This window comes from Nitrospira sp., assembly GCA_005116745.1.
Classification (GTDB): domain Bacteria; phylum Nitrospirota; class Nitrospiria; order Nitrospirales; family Nitrospiraceae; genus Nitrospira_D.
In genome coordinates, this window is sequence record SWDS01000006.1 from 370,822 (window position 1) to 385,475 (window position 14,654).

Annotated in this window: 14 protein-coding genes; 11 read left to right on the plus strand and 3 right to left on the minus strand. The window is 55.6% G+C overall.

What is annotated here, in order from left to right; all coding sequences use genetic code 11:
* The 4 genes from E8D52_07435 to E8D52_07450 all read left to right on the plus strand — a co-directional run bounded on the left by E8D52_07435 (window position 1) and on the right by E8D52_07450 (window position 3,381).
* Window positions 1-717, plus strand: coding sequence for a hypothetical protein (locus tag E8D52_07435; protein TKB68809.1), 717 nt, complete (start codon window positions 1-3; stop codon window positions 715-717).
* A complete protein-coding gene (locus tag E8D52_07440) occupies window positions 714-1,466 on the plus strand; it encodes an alpha/beta hydrolase (protein ID TKB68810.1) in 753 nt (250 codons plus the stop codon). Before E8D52_07435 ends, E8D52_07440 begins: the two co-directional genes overlap by 4 nt.
* A gap of 335 nt (window positions 1,467-1,801) precedes the next feature.
* The gene (locus E8D52_07445; protein ID TKB68811.1) at window positions 1,802-2,053 is read left to right on the plus strand and encodes a helix-turn-helix domain-containing protein; all 252 of its coding nucleotides are present in this window, start codon (window positions 1,802-1,804) and stop codon (window positions 2,051-2,053) included.
* Complete coding sequence (locus E8D52_07450) at window positions 2,053-3,381, plus strand: type II toxin-antitoxin system HipA family toxin (protein ID TKB68812.1); 1,329 nt, start codon at window positions 2,053-2,055, stop codon at window positions 3,379-3,381. The genes E8D52_07445 and E8D52_07450 overlap by 1 nt, the downstream gene beginning before the upstream one ends.
* Window positions 3,382-3,625: 244 nt before the next feature.
* Here the strand turns inward: E8D52_07450 and E8D52_07455 are convergent, their stop codons facing one another.
* Window positions 3,626-3,973 carry a DNA-binding protein gene (locus tag E8D52_07455; GenBank protein ID TKB68813.1) on the minus strand — a complete coding sequence of 116 codons (348 nt, stop codon included), beginning with the start codon at window positions 3,971-3,973 and terminating at the stop codon, window positions 3,626-3,628.
* Window positions 3,954-4,250: a hypothetical protein gene (locus tag E8D52_07460; GenBank protein ID TKB68814.1), complete on the minus strand. Its 297-nt coding sequence runs from the start codon at window positions 4,248-4,250 to the stop codon at window positions 3,954-3,956. The genes E8D52_07455 and E8D52_07460 overlap by 20 nt, the downstream gene beginning before the upstream one ends.
* A gap of 218 nt (window positions 4,251-4,468) precedes the next feature.
* Here E8D52_07460 and E8D52_07465 point away from each other — a divergent pair, with 218 nt between their 5' ends.
* Window positions 4,469-5,767 (plus strand): hypothetical protein, encoded by a 1,299-nt coding sequence (locus tag E8D52_07465; protein ID TKB68815.1) that lies wholly within the window; start codon window positions 4,469-4,471, stop codon window positions 5,765-5,767.
* A 209-nt stretch (window positions 5,768-5,976) separates the two neighbouring features.
* Here the strand turns inward: E8D52_07465 and E8D52_07470 are convergent, their stop codons facing one another.
* Window positions 5,977-6,141 carry a TIR domain-containing protein gene (locus tag E8D52_07470; protein ID TKB68816.1) on the minus strand — a complete coding sequence of 55 codons (165 nt, stop codon included), beginning with the start codon at window positions 6,139-6,141 and terminating at the stop codon, window positions 5,977-5,979.
* Between the two features lie 202 nt (window positions 6,142-6,343).
* Between E8D52_07470 and E8D52_07475 the strand changes: the two genes are divergently transcribed.
* From E8D52_07475 to E8D52_07500, 6 genes are all read left to right on the plus strand, one after another.
* Complete coding sequence (locus tag E8D52_07475; GenBank protein ID TKB68817.1) at window positions 6,344-6,670, plus strand: nucleotidyltransferase domain-containing protein; 327 nt, start codon at window positions 6,344-6,346, stop codon at window positions 6,668-6,670.
* A complete protein-coding gene (locus E8D52_07480; protein TKB68818.1) occupies window positions 6,667-7,074 on the plus strand; it encodes a HEPN domain-containing protein in 408 nt (135 codons plus the stop codon). Before E8D52_07475 ends, E8D52_07480 begins: the two co-directional genes overlap by 4 nt.
* Window positions 7,075-7,264: 190 nt before the next feature.
* Window positions 7,265-8,071 (plus strand): DUF2470 domain-containing protein, encoded by an 807-nt coding sequence (locus tag E8D52_07485; protein TKB68819.1) that lies wholly within the window; start codon window positions 7,265-7,267, stop codon window positions 8,069-8,071.
* A 276-nt stretch (window positions 8,072-8,347) separates the two neighbouring features.
* Entirely contained in the window at window positions 8,348-10,027 is a 1,680-nt protein-coding gene (gene ettA / locus E8D52_07490) for an energy-dependent translational throttle protein EttA (GenBank protein ID TKB68820.1), read from the plus strand.
* Between the two features lie 411 nt (window positions 10,028-10,438).
* Window positions 10,439-13,489: a response regulator gene (locus E8D52_07495; protein ID TKB68821.1), complete on the plus strand. Its 3,051-nt coding sequence runs from the start codon at window positions 10,439-10,441 to the stop codon at window positions 13,487-13,489.
* 271 nt (window positions 13,490-13,760) lie between these two features.
* Window positions 13,761-14,642 carry an SDR family oxidoreductase gene (locus E8D52_07500; GenBank protein TKB68822.1) on the plus strand — a complete coding sequence of 294 codons (882 nt, stop codon included), beginning with the start codon at window positions 13,761-13,763 and terminating at the stop codon, window positions 14,640-14,642.
* Window positions 14,643-14,654: the final 12 nt, after the last annotated feature.

Sequence of the window (14,654 nt, forward strand, 5' to 3'; positions counted from 1 at the left end):
ATGCGTCACGTGTTAGTAGGTGGATTAAAGGTCCGGCTCACCGGCGGAGTAGATGGGCAGGGAGGTGGTGGTGGTCCTCTCGTCATGCTCCTCCACGGGTTTGGCGCACCGGGGGACGATTTGGTACCGCTGGCGGAGGTGATCGATGTTCCTGCCAAGACCCGCTGGCTCTTCCCAGAAGCACCGCTCTCGCTCAACATGGGATTCGGCGATTCGCGCGCCTGGTGGATCATCGACTTTGCACGCATCCAGGCCGATCGCGAAGTTGGTCGCATTCGTGATTTATCCATTGAAGTTCCCCAAGGCCTGGCTCTGGCACGTGAACGGTTTCTCGCCTTTCTCGAAGAACTCCCAAAACAGCTCCCGATCGATTACAAGAAAACCGTGATCGGCGGTTTTTCACAGGGAGCGATGCTCACCTGTGATGCCGTCTTGCAGACCGACTATCCATTCGCTGGGCTGGTGCAGCTATCCGGGAACTTGCTGGCTCAGGCGGTCTGGGGTCCGTTGATGCGGAAGCGCAAGGGTCTGCCGGTCTTTCAAAGCCACGGCACGCAAGACGACGTTCTTCCGAACATCGGAGCCGAGCGTCTTCGTGATGTGCTGACGCAAGCGGGCCTCGCCGTGGAGTGGCACAGCTTCCGAGGTGGGCATGCGATTCCAGAGATGGTGTTGCGGCGACTGGGGCCGTTCATCACAAAGAGATTCGGAGGATGAACATGCAGCCTTTCGAGCTGATCGGTGCAGACGGGAAACGGATCAAAGGTGATCGTGCTGATGGGGCAACCCGGCAGATTCTCTTCATCACGGGGTTTCTGTCCAAGCGCTGGGGCAATAAGAGTAAGGCGCTGGCGCAATGGTGTCAGGAGAAGGGGTGGGGGTTTTGTTGTTACGATGTGCGAGGGTTTGGCGATTCCGAAGGCCAGTTCACGGACTACACCCTTTCGGATTGGATTGCCGATGCACGGACAGTGGTGAAGTCGATCGAGGCTGGGCCACCCGTTACCATCGTAGGCAATTCACTTGGCAGTTGGATTGCCTGGCTGGTCGCAAAGGAGTTTCCCAGCGTGGAAGAACTCATCTTGATCGCGCCGGCATTTAACATGATGGGTGAGCGAGCCAAGACCATCCCCCAGGAACGGCTCCACGACTGGCATACTGCCGGATGGATGCCGTGGGACGATGATCCTATACATCGGGATTGGCCCTTGTCCTGGACGTGGGTGGAGCAAAGCGAACAGTACTGGGCCAAGACATGTGATATCACCCGTCACGTCAAGACGACTATTCTTCACGGAGAGCAGGATATTGTCATTTCCCCGGATGGAAGCCGGCGGTTTGCCGATGAACTGCGTCGTCGCGATCCCAGTTTTCCACTTGATCTCAGACTGATTCCAGGCGACCATCGGTTGAGTAGTCCTGAACATCTGGAGCTCTTTCGCCGATTGGTCATGAGGGAGACATAATGCTTGTTCTCATTCACAAGGAATGTGGTAGTCCCGCCTTAGACGAATCGCCGGTGGGTGAAGTCTGCGCCATCCCTATCGACCGGTTTCCCTTCTCCTGTTTTACCTGCCTGGAAGAGATCGTCGATGAATCCGAAGTGCGGTTGTCGGAAGAGCTTGGAATCTAGATCGAATCCCCAAGCCCCATAGCCGCCTCCCCCTCAGGCTTCCTGCATCATCATGCGAAAGGATTGCACCTATTGCCTTTAGCGCATAAGTCAGAAATATGTGCTAATCACGATATTGCCATGTTATCGTGAATAACGCATAATGCGAGCATCAGGGAGGAACTCGTTATGGGCGATTTTGCACGAGATCCAAGACAGATCGGAAACCTGATCAGGCGGATCAGGAAGAAGCAGGGACTCAGTCAAACGCAATTGGGAGAAAAGGCTGGTCTTCGACAAGAGACGATCTCCCTGATCGAGACGGGGAATCCGTCGACAACGGTGGAAACTATCCTGAGTGTTCTCGCTGCGCTCGATCTGGAATTTCGAATGGTCTCGCGCTCCAAAGGCCGGGCGGCTGATATTGAGGAGATCTTCTGATGGCACGCCGTCGTACCCATGCGCCGTTGCGCGTGCTCCTGAACAACCGGCTAGTCGGCCAACTCAGCAAAGCATCCACCGGCGCGATCGAGTTTCAGTATGACCCACAGTGGTTGGAGTGGGAGCACGCGCTGCCAGTCTCGTTGTCACTTCCATTGCGGGAGGATGCGTATAGAGGAGAGGTGGTTGCGGCGGTGTTCGAGAATCTCTTGCCGGACTCCGACGTGCTGAAGCGGCGTGTCGCCGAAAGAGTGGGGGCAGCGGGAACAGATGCCTATAGTCTGCTCGCCGCCATTGGCCGGGATTGCATCGGGGCGATGCAATTCATGGCGGTCGATATTGCCGATGAAGAGGATACCACCACGATCAAGGGAGACCCTATCACCGGAGCAGCGATCGAAATACTGCTCCGTGGCCTTTCGCAATTCCCGTTGGGGTTAAGCCGTGACGAGACATTCCGGATTTCTGTAGCTGGGGCGCAGGAAAAAACTGCATTACTGCGACACAAAGGTCGGTGGTGGAAACCAACGGGTACGACGCCCACGACACATATCTTCAAAAAACAGATCGGACAGCTGCCCAATGGCCTCGACCTCTCGGACAGTGTCGAGAATGAGTTCTACTGCCTCAGACTGGCGGAAGCGTTCGGCTTGCCGGTCGCCAAGGCAGAGATGCACACATTCGGCGACACCAAGGCACTGGTTATCGAGCGGTTTGACCGGCGGTGGACGAAGGACAAGCGCCTTCTGCGCCTACCCCAGGAGGATTGTTGCCAGGCGTTGTCCGTTCCGCCGACAAGGAAATATCAGAGTGAGGGAGGGCCGGGAGTCGTCCAGATTCTGAACCTGCTGAAAGGGAGCGATCAGCCGACGGCCGATCGGATCACCGTGCTGAAAGCACAAATGTTCTTCTGGCTCATCGGCGCAACGGATGGCCATGCGAAGAATTTCAGCATCTTTCTTGGGCCTGGCGGCAGCGTTCATCTCACACCGCTCTACGATGTGTTGACCGCTCAACCGAGCTTTGAGAAGAAGCAGATCGACCGCAGGCAGATGAGGCTCGCCATGTCGGTCGGTACCAACCGCCACTACCGGATCGGTGAGATCCAGGGACGACATTTCGTCCAGACGGGAAAGGCGGCGAGCCTGGCGGAATCGGTGGTTCTGGCCACAATCCAAGAAATGGCGGAGACGGCGAAACGTGCGCTTCAGAAAGTCGAGAACACATTGCCGACGGATTTCCCGCCGGCGCTGCATGAGTCGGTCAGCAAGGGCATGATGGATCGCTTAGACTTTCTAGTAATCGGAACTGGGGGTAAGGGCGGCTGAGCAGCCCTGCGAATCTGGAGTTTTTTCGCCGATCGGTCATGAGGGAGACATAATACTTGTTCTTATCCACAAAGAATGTGGTAGTCCCGCTTTGGACGAATCGCCGGTAGGTGAAGTCTGCGCCATCCCTATCGACCGGTTTCCCTTCTCCTGTTTTACCTGCCTGGAAGAGATCCTCGACGAATCCGAAGTGCGGTTATCAGAAGAGCTGGGGATCTAGACCGCGGCCAATTCGAATTTGTCGTCATGCAGCCTGGAGCACAAACTCGACCTTGACGGCCTCATAGGGAAACTCCACGCCACCACCTTGTGCGCGGATCAGCAGTCCGGCCGAGAGGAGGGCCGTGATATCACCATGGACGGCTTTCACATCTCGGTGCACTCGACGGGCAGCCTCGCGAATAGAGATTGGCCCGACTCCGCATAGTGCTTTGAGTAATTCCCAGCGCTTGGCCGTGAGCACTTGCCACAGCAACTCGGGAGTGGCAAAGCTAATACGCGCGGAGCGTTGCGCTTTTCGGGACTTCCACGCGTGTGAAAAGTCGGCGATTGCATCGGAGGGAGAGCGAACATCAAGGATGACGGTTTTCATGGTTCCACCTCGCAATATCAGCTTGAAAGTCAGCGATCAATTTATCCGGGTCTGAGAACCCATAGGCGCGTTCCTTCCCGGCATAGTGGCGATGGTCACCCTTGCCGGCCTCGTTGTCGTACCGAAGCACGCATGTACCGTCGACCACGTAGGCAAGCCGGTATTTGAATCGATGCGTGCATCCCACCACCGGTTTGGGCACCTGCCAGAGCACCAACTCAGCAAACGCCGTTGCAGCGTAGACGATTCTCGTACGGACCAGCACGACGGCCTTCACGTTGGAGACAATACCAACGACTCAGTTGTGTTGTCAATAACTCCAACGCTTCGAAAGCGGGACCAGAGCCAGGAACCAAAGGCGACTGATGATGATCTGATCTTGGAATAGAAGTTTGTGCCGATGACGATATTTCTGATTAATGGCGAATAACACATAACCTAATCGGTTTCCATGCTCCTGCCCTGGATGAATCGCCGGTGGGCGAAGTCTGAGCCATGCCAATCGATTACTTTCCCTTCCCTTACTTTTCCTGCCTGGAAGAAATCCTCGACGAATCCGAGGTGCGGTTGTCGGAAGAGCTACTTGTCTTACAATATTACGTAAATGTACAATTGCCGCCGATACGTACACCAGTACTGTCACTGGTCTTGATAGGCAAACGATCAGGAGGGCGAATGAGGTTCAATCTATTCGTGTCAGCTATGGTCATTTCGACCTGTCTATTGTCAGGATGCGCAAACTGGAACTCTATTTTTCATACGTTCAGCATAGCCGACAAGAAGAGCGTCTCCATTGACGCGAAACAAAGGGTCATCATAACTGATGGGGAACGGGGTATTGTTTGTGCTGAACCTAGCCCAGATGCGCTGTCTGCACTGAGTGCTTCACTAAACGCGTCGGTCATCACACCAGAGCGACTTACCGCGCAACTTGCTGCATCGAGCGCTGAATCTGCCACATCGATAGGTCTGCGCACGCAAACCATTCAGTTGCTTCGCGATGCCATGTACCGTGTTTGCGAAGGATATATGAGTCGTGCACTATCAGGTCCGGACTTCTTGAAGATTCATCGACGGTATCAGAATCTGATGCTTGGCTTATTGGCGGTTGAGCAGCTTACTGGAACTGTTACGCCGCATCCCGTTGTGCTGAACGGTACTTCCAATGGAGGCGGAGCGAGAGACCTCTTGCAGGCGCAGGAAGCTGTCAATGTAGGCTCGGCGGAATGGGAATCAAGTAAAAGTGACCTTGCAGTCAGTAAGAAGACCGCCGAAAACGAAACCAACTCTCTTTCGACTATTGCGAAGGAAGTCGCAGCTCTGGAGGCTCAAGTCAAAACGGATCCTTCAAAACAGCCTGAGCTTGATAAGGCGAAGGCGAGCTTAACTTCTCAACAAGAAAAAGTGCGGCAAGTTGATGCGGACACGCAGAAGCTTGAAAAGAGAGAGAAGGATTTGAAGGACAATTTGAAGCACCTTGAGGGGCTGAGAGATGCGGCAAGATCTGTGAGCACGCACGCCTCCGCTGGAGGCACTGTGCAGGTGGTTAACAACTCGGCTCATCCAATGAACAAGGAGACAGCACAAATTGTTGCCGATGCAGTCACGAAGATAATTGATACCGTCATAAAGTCAGATTTTTCTCGTGAGACATGTCTGGATTATCTTGTCAGCGCTAAAGCCAGCACAGAGAATACAGCGGCGAAGTTTCAGGAAGAATCTGATGCCACTTCTTTTTGCAAGTCGTTCTTGAAAAACCAGGAGAAGAACCTGGAAAAGGGATCTGCTTTTTAGCGAAAGTCGATCTTGGGTGAACTTGCGAAGCAATCTCGGCACGAGAGCATGGGGTGCATTCGTTCCTGCCAAAAGGGTAGGTCTGAATCTTACGGCGGCGCGCGCTGCGTCATGCGGCGCGTATCATTGCTCGTGCGGGCATAGAATAAGGACCGAACAAAGTATTGTAATTTTCGGAAAGCCTCCCCGTAGTATTTCCCTAGCACGTCTTAATCCGCAATGGCTTCGCCCAGCACCTTCGGCCACTTCTGCTCGCCGTAAATCTTCTCTTGGTCGCGCCAGATGGCAATCTCAGAATGTGACTTGAGCTGTGCCTCCAGCTGCTCGATGAGCGGCAGATCCGTGCGGGAATAGCTCAGGAAGACAGTCGGCATCTGCGGCATCCTACGTAGGAAACTGAGGCTGCCATACCGCAAAGTAGACGACCGCTCACGGCAGCGGGTTGCGGTGGATAGCCTCTTGTTGGATGGGTTGGGGTTTTCCTGCGCACTCCCTCTCACTCTAATAGTTGTCATTGTCCTCTCAGCTTGACACTCTTTAGGTGAAGCTCTACGCTCAACGTCGGAGGAGACCGCTGTGGAGCCTATCGCTGAACAACCAATCATCAAAGAATTCAAGCGACGAGTTGAAGCGCGGTTCCCTGGGGAACTGGTCCGTTTGGTTCTCTTTGGATCAAAAGCCAGGGGTGAGGCGACACCTGAATCGGACGTGGATCTTCTCGCGGTGATTCAGTCGGATAACTGGCGGCTCGGCGACGAAATTCGCAGCGTGGGCTATGCACTCGAATTGGAACATGGAGTCGTCTTGTCGATTCAAGTGATCAGCCGGAACCATTATGAACGGCTTCGCACCAGCGGGACACAGTTTTTCCATGTTTTGGAGCAAGAGGGCGTCGTGGTATGACGGCGTCGCCTCCGCGCGAAGAAATCCAGAAAGAATTTCTACGGGGAGAACAGGCGCTTCGGGCTGCTCAACTGCTTCTCCAGCAACTCCTGCTTCAAGATGCTCTTTCCCGATCCTACTACGCCATTCTCCACGCTGCTCGTGCCGCATTGCTGGCTGAGGGCGTCACGGTGACCTCCCATCGTGGTGTCCGCCGGTTGTTTGGCCAACATTTGATCAAAGCAGGCAAGTTGCCGGCATCTCTGGCTGAAGTTTTGGCCGATGAACAAGACGACCGAATCCTCGCCGATTATGATGTGCTCTTCGAGCCCGAGCTCGATCGGGTCCAGAAACGCGTCGCTGACGCGGAAGAGTTTCTCGCCGCTGTCAAAACATTTCTGGCACAAGCGAACATGTTGCGTTGAGTCACCCCCAGACTGCAGAGACTGACGACGAAGCGGGCTTACCGCCCCGGCATCCTTCCTTCTTGTTCAGCAGTGGCTTGTCTCGCCCAGAATTCTCCGCGCTGACCGATCTCTCAGTGGAAATGTCCGGCAGATCCGAGGTAATGTGTCACCCTATTTATTTCATTGAGTGTCAGCACACAATCAGCCTATGTCCTCATCACGACAACATAACAGCGGGCCGGATTCAGAGGGTCCTGATGTTCCTGAACCCTCCCATGCTGAGCGGGCGAGGACGCTGGTGTATTTACAACACACAGGCAGTCTTTCGACACTCTCGCGCAAGCAGCCGGGTTGGCCCTTCGGGTCGGTGATGCCTTACGGATTGGATGCTCAGGGGCAACCGGTCTTTCTGATCAGCACGATGGCGATGCATACGCAGAACCTCCTGGGCGATCCACGCGCCAGCTTATTGGTGACTTCGCCGGAAAGTAGGACGGATCCCCTTGGGGCGGCCAGGGTCACGTTGATGGGCTCTGTGACCAAGGTGCCGAAGGAGGAGAACGCCGAGGTTCGCGCCTGCTATCTGGACCGCCATGCCAACGCCTCCTACTGGGTGGACTACCAAGATTTTGGTTTCTTCCGCATGGCCCTCGCGGAGATCTACTTTGTCGGAGGGTTTGGATCGATGGGCTGGGTGATGCCGGCTGATTATATCGCGGCAGCCGTAGACCCGCTTGCTGATGCATCCTCGAATCTGATCCGCGAGCTCAATACCGAGCAAGCGGAGACGTTGTTGGCGCTGGCCCGTGCATTAGGCGATGTGGAGGCGCAGCAGGCGACGGTGACCGCATTGGATCGGCTCGGGTTTCATCTTCGGTTGACCACTCCTGGCCGGATGCAGGGCGGGCGTGTGGCATTTGCCCGTCCAGTGCGCACCGAAGCAGAAGTCAGAGCCAGCTTGGCCGGCCTGGCCGCTCAGGTGAACGCCGGACTCCCAGTCCTGCATTCGCTCTAGCAGGATGCTGAAAAAGTCCCCCAGCGGCGTCTCGCATCGCTCAGAGGCTCAACGTATCGAAGCGTACGCCTCGCCTCTTCGCTCGCTGTGGCCTTGCTGGATGGCCTTTTTGAGCATCCTGTGATTATTATGCATCCGTGCCATTATGTAAGACTTCACCGGCATGTTATGTATACACCGACTTTTTCCGCAGCCTGCTAGTCGGCGCGTGCACTCATTGCTGGAGCAGCGTGCAATTCAGTTCAGTCGTAGATCACTAGCTAGATAGGGGAACGAATGGCAACGAACGATAAGCAGGTTATTTTTTCACTCGTCAATGTCGGGAAGGTCTATCCGCCGAAGCGGCAGGTGCTGCGGGAGATCTACCTTGGCTTCTACTACGGCGCGAAGATCGGGGTTCTGGGTCTGAATGGTTCAGGCAAGAGCTCGCTGCTCAAGATCATCGCAGGGGCCGATCCGAACTATACCGGTGAAATTACGCGGTCGAAAGGCTACAGCGTCGGCCTGCTGGAGCAGGAACCCCAGCTGGACCCGAACAAGACGGTCAAGGAAGTGGTCGAAGAGGGCAAAGCCGAACTGGTCGCCCTGATGCACGAATATGAGGCCGTCAGCAATAAGATCGGTGAAGTTGGCCCCGATGAGATGGAAAAGCTGATCGACAAGCAAGCCCAGTTGCAAGAGAAAATTGAAGCGGCGAATGGCTGGGAATTGGAAAATCAACTCGACCTTGCCATGGATGCGTTGCGTTGCCCGCCTGCCGATCAGAAGGTGGGGCTCCTGTCCGGTGGTGAAAAACGTCGGGTGGCACTCTGTCGTCTGATGATCCAAGAGCCGGATATTCTGTTGCTTGATGAGCCGACGAACCACCTCGATGCCGAATCGGTGCAGTGGCTTGAGCTACATCTGCAACAGTACAAGGGGACGGTCATCGCCGTGACGCACGACCGGTACTTTTTGGACAATGTGGCTGGATGGATTTTAGAGTTAGACAGAGGCCATGGGATTCCGTTCCAAGGCAATTACAGCTCGTGGTTGGAACAGAAGAAGGATCGACTAGAAAAAGAGGAAAAGGCGGAGTCGAAGCGGAAGAAGACGCTCGAACACGAGTTGGAATGGATCCGGATGTCGCCGAAGGCGCGGCAATCGAAGGGTAAGGCACGGTTGAACCGCTATGAGGAGCTGGTGAATCAGAGGCAGGACCAGGTGGCCGCTGATCTGGAAATCTATATTCCACCAGGACCTCGGCTCGGCGATGTCGTCATTGAAGCTAGCGAGATCAGCAAAGCCTTCGGCGACAACGTGCTCTATGAAAACGTGAATTTCAACCTGCCGAAAGGTGGTATCGTCGGCGTGGTCGGGCCGAACGGCGCGGGTAAGACGACGATGTTCAAGATGATCATCGGCAAGGAAAAGCCGGATGCCGGATCGATCAAGATCGGCGAGACGGTCAAGCTCGGCTATGTGGATCAAGATCGGAGCTTGGACGGCAACAAGACCGTGTACGAGATTATTTCGGATGGTCAGGACACGATCAAGCTCGGGAAGGCGGAGGTCAATGCCCGCGGCTACTGCGCCCGCTTCAACTTCGCCGGGACGGATCAGCAGAAAAAAGTGAAGGAGCTCTCAGGCGGCGAACGTAATCGGGTGCATCTTGCGCGCATGCTGAAAGAGGGCGCGAACCTCATCATCCTCGACGAACCGACGAACGATCTCGACGTGAATACCTTGCGGGCGCTGGAAGAAGGCTTGGAAAATTTCGCCGGCTGCGCGGTGATCAGTAGCCACGACCGCTGGTTCCTTGACCGCCTCGCCACCCACATCCTGGCGTTTGAAGGCGACAGTAAGGTGGTCTGGTTCGAAGGCAATTACAGCGATTACGAAGCGGATCGGAAGAGGCGCTTGGGCAAAGATGCCGATCAACCGCATCGGATTCGATACCGTAAACTGACCCGCTAGGAAGTCCTACCTGATATACGACCGATCGCTCGTGTGAGCGAAGGTGACCATATGGCATGGAGGCGTTGGCCAAGACTGCTGCACGGTGGGTGTTTTGTGGGAGGGCTGCTGAACTCTCCGCGCTACATTTCCTCAAGATCTGTCGGTAGCCTACCGATATAACGACGGAGCAGAGAAGAGCACCATCGAGTCTGAAAGACAGGCGATGGTAGGTTTGGCCGATTCTGTGCCGCTCAGGTCTCTGCCGGTCGGTGTGAGCCACAAGGGTTCAGCATCGCCAGGCAGAGGATCCAGGGAGCGGCGCATGAACCCAGACTCATTCCGGAATCGACACGGCTCCTGCCTGTTTCAACACTCCTCGGAAGACCGCCAACAATATCGTGAGCGTTTCCTACCACCTCCGGTGTCCTCATGACCCACTGGGACTCAGGAAACGCGACTGCACGGACGGTCCATCTCAACAACCAGTACTGGACGGTCGCGCTCGAAGGCAGTGGTATTGGTGTGTGGGAATGGGATGTCACCGCGAACAGTGTGGTGCGTTCAAGCGAGTGGAATGCTCTGTTCGGCTACGCAGAGGGTGCCGTCGGAAACAGCTTCGACGAATGGTGCGCACTTATCCATCCGGATGATCGGTTGGAGGCTCGGGCTGCTCTTCAGCAATTGGTCCAGGGGGGGAATCCCCGGTGTGCTGCTGATTATCGGATGCGGTGCAAGGATGGGTCCTACAAATGGATTGATGCACGAGGAAAGATTGTTCCACGAACTCAGGATGGTGTACCCCTCCGTGTCTTTGGCACCCATAGGGATATTACAAAGCAGAAGCAACTTGAGCAGAGGCTGACTCTCCAGCACGAGGTCGCCAACGTGTTGGCGTGCGCTTCCGGACTGGACAATACGATGGCGGCGATTCTGCAACCGGTGTGTGAAGCCTTGGGGTGGAATGAAGGGTTACTGTGGGTGGTGGATGAGTCGGCCCAGAGACTTCGATGCCGCTCCATGTGGACTGTATCGGGCACCGCATCGGAACGCTACGGCACGGCGAGCCGAGAGCTGACCTTTCTGTGTGGTGTTGGGCTACCCGGTCGGGTGTGGGCGAGTACCAAACCGGAATGGATTGCAGATGTGACTCAGGATCAAAATTTCCCTCGAGCGGCGTTGGCTGAGCAGGCAGGTTTCCATGCGGCGGCAGCCTTTCCCGTCAGACTGGCTGATCGTGTCTATGCGGTGCTGGAATTTTTCCATCACGAGATCCTGCCCGAAGATCGCTCGCTCCTGACGACATTCCAGGCTGTCGCCGACCAGCTGAGCCAGTTCTGCGCTCGTGAGCACGCACAGGCCGAAATTGCCGCGACTACGGCGGAGCTGAGAAGCGTCTCCCTTGCCATCGACGCAGTACAGGGGATCGCCGAGTTCGCGCACGACGGAACGCTCCTGATGGCCAACGACAACTTCTTACACGTGATGGGTTATGGGCTTGATGAAGTCTTGTGGCAGCATCACCGGATGTTCTGTGACTCAGTCTATGCGAGTAGCCAGGCATATAGCGCTTTCTGGCAGAAGTTGAACCGGGGAGAGTTTGATGCTGGGGTGTATCGGCGCATCGGCAAGGGGGGAAGAGAAGTCTGGATCCAGGCCTCTTACAGCCCGATCGTTGATACAAGCGGCAAGGTCTCGAAGGTCATGAAGTTTGCGATCGATATCACCGCCCAGAAGTTGGCAGAGGTCAAGCTGACACAGGCTGCCCAGGATTTGGAACAAAAGAACAAGGATCTCGAAGAGGCCAGAGATCAAGCGTTGGAGGCTGTGAAGACCAAGGCAGAGTTTCTCGCAACGATGAGCCATGAGATTCGAACCCCGATGAACGGGGTCATCGGCATGACAGGGCTTCTGCTCGACACGACGTTAACCCCGGAGCAGCGCGAATATGCGGAGACTGTTCGGCTCTCCGGCGAACACCTGTTGGATATCATTAACGAAATCCTTGATTTCTCGAAAATCGAAGCTGGGAAGCTGGACCTGGAGCACGTCAACTTCGACCTTCACACGACGGTGGAGGAGACCCTTGGTCTCCTTGGCGAGCAGGCCAATGCCAAGAGTCTGGAACTCACTTCTCTTGTGCAAGCCGGTCTGCCCACACTGTTGCGAGGTGACCCTGGTCGTCTGCGCCAAATTCTGGTGAATGTGGTCGGCAATGCCATTAAATTTACTGAACGGGGCGAAATCATTGTGACGATCAGTACTTCGGGAGAGCAAGAGCGCCCTACATCGACAATCGTGACTCCACCGCGTCAGTGGTTCCGAATTGAAGTGTCAGACACCGGAATCGGTATCGCGCCAGACCAACAGGCCAAACTCTTTCAATCCTTCATGCAAGCAGACGGGTCCACCACAAGGAAATACGGCGGCACCGGCCTCGGACTGGCCATCTGCAAAAAGCTGGTGGAATTGCTTGGCGGGCGAATCGGTGTAGACAGCACGGTTGGTGTCGGCAGTGTTTTTTGGATGACTGCGCCTTTCCAGCTTCAACCAGAAGGTGCCCAGCAGATTCCTCCGCCTCAAGTGGCGCTTAAAGGCCGGAACATTCTGATCGTGGACGATCATGCCACGAATCGGAGGGTTCTTGAGCGCTATCTCACCGGAGCAGAGGTCACGTGCCAAAGTGTCGAGAATGGGGCGCTGGCCTTGCACTGTCTGCGTCAGGCGGTTGCTCGTCGTACGCCGTTTGATTTAGCCATTGTGGATTTGCACATGCCTGGCATGAATGGGCTGGAATTAGCCCGGCAGATCAAGTCAGATCAGGCGATCAGGGCCACGCGGCTGGTGCTTCTGACATCGGGTGGTCAACGTGGAGATGCCCAAGCAGCGCAGGAGGCTGGTCTCGACGCGTACCTGACGAGACCGATTCGCCGGTCGCTGCTGTTCGAGTGTCTCGGCACCGCCCTGGGACACATGCCTCGTATTGGGAGGTCAGCCGATTGCGCAGCGGCTTCGATTATTACGCAGCACACGGTATTGGAATCCATGATGAAGGCTCGTCCGCTTATTTTGGTGGTAGAGGACAACCCGGTCAATCAAAAGGTCGCAGTCAAGATGATTGAAAAACTTGGCTATCGGGTCAATGTTGCCGCCAACGGGAGAGAAGCCGTCGAGTCGCTCGCACGGATTTCGTACGACTTGGTGTTTATGGACTGCCAGATGCCTGAAATGGATGGGTTTGAAGCGACACGAGTGATCAGAAACCAGGAGGCGAGCATCCAGCAGACCGGTGGTAAGCTGACACACCTGCCGATCATTGCGATGACCGCCAATGCCATGAAGGAGGATCGCGATCGATGTCTGGCCGTCGGGATGGATGACTTTCTCAGCAAGCCGGTGGCGAGCAAATCCCTCGCCGCGATCCTGAGTCACTGGTTGCCCCTCGAACAAGTTCCGGCCAAGGCAGACGCAAAAGCTGCGTAACCAGCTGTGTCTCTTCTTCCCTTCTCGACCGATATACCGCTCTCCATATGAATCGACGACAGTTGGGAGGGGATGGCTCCTCGACAGAGGCGAGCCCTCGTGTATCGCATCTTCCAAACTAACAACCTGAAGTCGTACAATCTGCGGTCTCGCATTTAGAGCGATGTGCATCGATGGTGCATCGTTATAGATGGGCACCATACACAGCGGGCAGCGCTCTGGATGGCTTGTCGGATGTGTTTATTACGCGCGCTTTCCCCATTGACGCACTATGAAGCCACGTGTCATCGTCACCGGAACGGCAGGATTGATAGGACAGTACTTCGTGAAGTCCGCTACTCGATGGGCGCCTGGGTGGGAGGTCTGTGGCCTCAGCCGCGCCGACCTTGACCTCACGGATCACGCCGCTACCGAACAGGTGTGGCAGCGTCTCAAGCCCAACGCAGTCATCCACTGCGCGGCTGTAAGTCGAACGACAGAGTGCGAGCGAAATCCTCATGTAGCCCGTCGTATGAATGTAGACACCACGGCGTATCTGGCTCGACTCTCTCGGGACATTCCCTTTATCTTCTTGTCGAGCGGCGAAGTATTCGACGGGAAGGCGGGTTGGTACCAAGAGACCGATGAGCCCCATCCGATCAATATCTACGGCAAGACCAAGCTTGAAGCGGAACAGCGCGTGTTGGAGAATCCCCGACACACGGCGGTTCGGATTGTCCTCACGGCGGGTGCCTCACAGTATGGCGATCGAAGTTTCGTGGAAGATATGTGTCGGTCTGTGAAGAATGGCAAGCAGGTGACGCTCTATGGCGATGAATTCCGCTGCCCGTTGCCGGCTGGGGTGATTACCCGCTCGGTATGGGAGTTACTCGATCAAGACGCTCTCGGTCTCTACCACCTGGGTGGGCGAGAACGGCTGTCACGCTGGGGGATCGGAGAGGCGCTGCTACCGTTGTATCCAGAGCTGCAAGGCCATTTGGGTGAAGGATCCGCTGGGGATCATGCTGGTGCCCCCAGGCCTGCAGATCTTTCATTGAACTGTGAGAAAATCCAGGCGCTCTTGTCGTTTCCTATCCCAGGGTTTTGCCGTTGGTTGAAGGATCGGAAGCGCCAAGGTATCGACGTATGGGACTATGAACCGAGTGTGTTGTAAAGGGAAGGGATG

Bases quoted from the DNA above. Each gene is read 5' to 3' on its own strand.
- E8D52_07435 (TKB68809.1), top strand. From the start codon at position 1: ATGCGTCACGTGTTAGTAGGTGGATTAAAGGTCCGGCTCACCGGCGGA.
- E8D52_07440 (TKB68810.1), top strand. From the start codon at position 714: ATGAACATGCAGCCTTTCGAGCTGATCGGTGCAGACGGGAAACGGATC.
- E8D52_07445 (TKB68811.1), top strand. From the start codon at position 1,802: ATGGGCGATTTTGCACGAGATCCAAGACAGATCGGAAACCTGATCAGG.
- E8D52_07450 (TKB68812.1), top strand. From the start codon at position 2,053: ATGGCACGCCGTCGTACCCATGCGCCGTTGCGCGTGCTCCTGAACAAC.
- E8D52_07455 (TKB68813.1), bottom strand. From the start codon at position 3,973: ATGAAAACCGTCATCCTTGATGTTCGCTCTCCCTCCGATGCAATCGCC.
- E8D52_07465 (TKB68815.1), top strand. From the start codon at position 4,469: ATGCCAATCGATTACTTTCCCTTCCCTTACTTTTCCTGCCTGGAAGAA.
- E8D52_07470 (TKB68816.1), bottom strand. From the start codon at position 6,141: ATGCCGACTGTCTTCCTGAGCTATTCCCGCACGGATCTGCCGCTCATC.
- E8D52_07480 (TKB68818.1), top strand. From the start codon at position 6,667: ATGACGGCGTCGCCTCCGCGCGAAGAAATCCAGAAAGAATTTCTACGG.
- E8D52_07485 (TKB68819.1), top strand. From the start codon at position 7,265: ATGTCCTCATCACGACAACATAACAGCGGGCCGGATTCAGAGGGTCCT.
- ettA (TKB68820.1), top strand. From the start codon at position 8,348: ATGGCAACGAACGATAAGCAGGTTATTTTTTCACTCGTCAATGTCGGG.
- E8D52_07495 (TKB68821.1), top strand. From the start codon at position 10,439: ATGACCCACTGGGACTCAGGAAACGCGACTGCACGGACGGTCCATCTC.
- E8D52_07500 (TKB68822.1), top strand. From the start codon at position 13,761: ATGAAGCCACGTGTCATCGTCACCGGAACGGCAGGATTGATAGGACAG.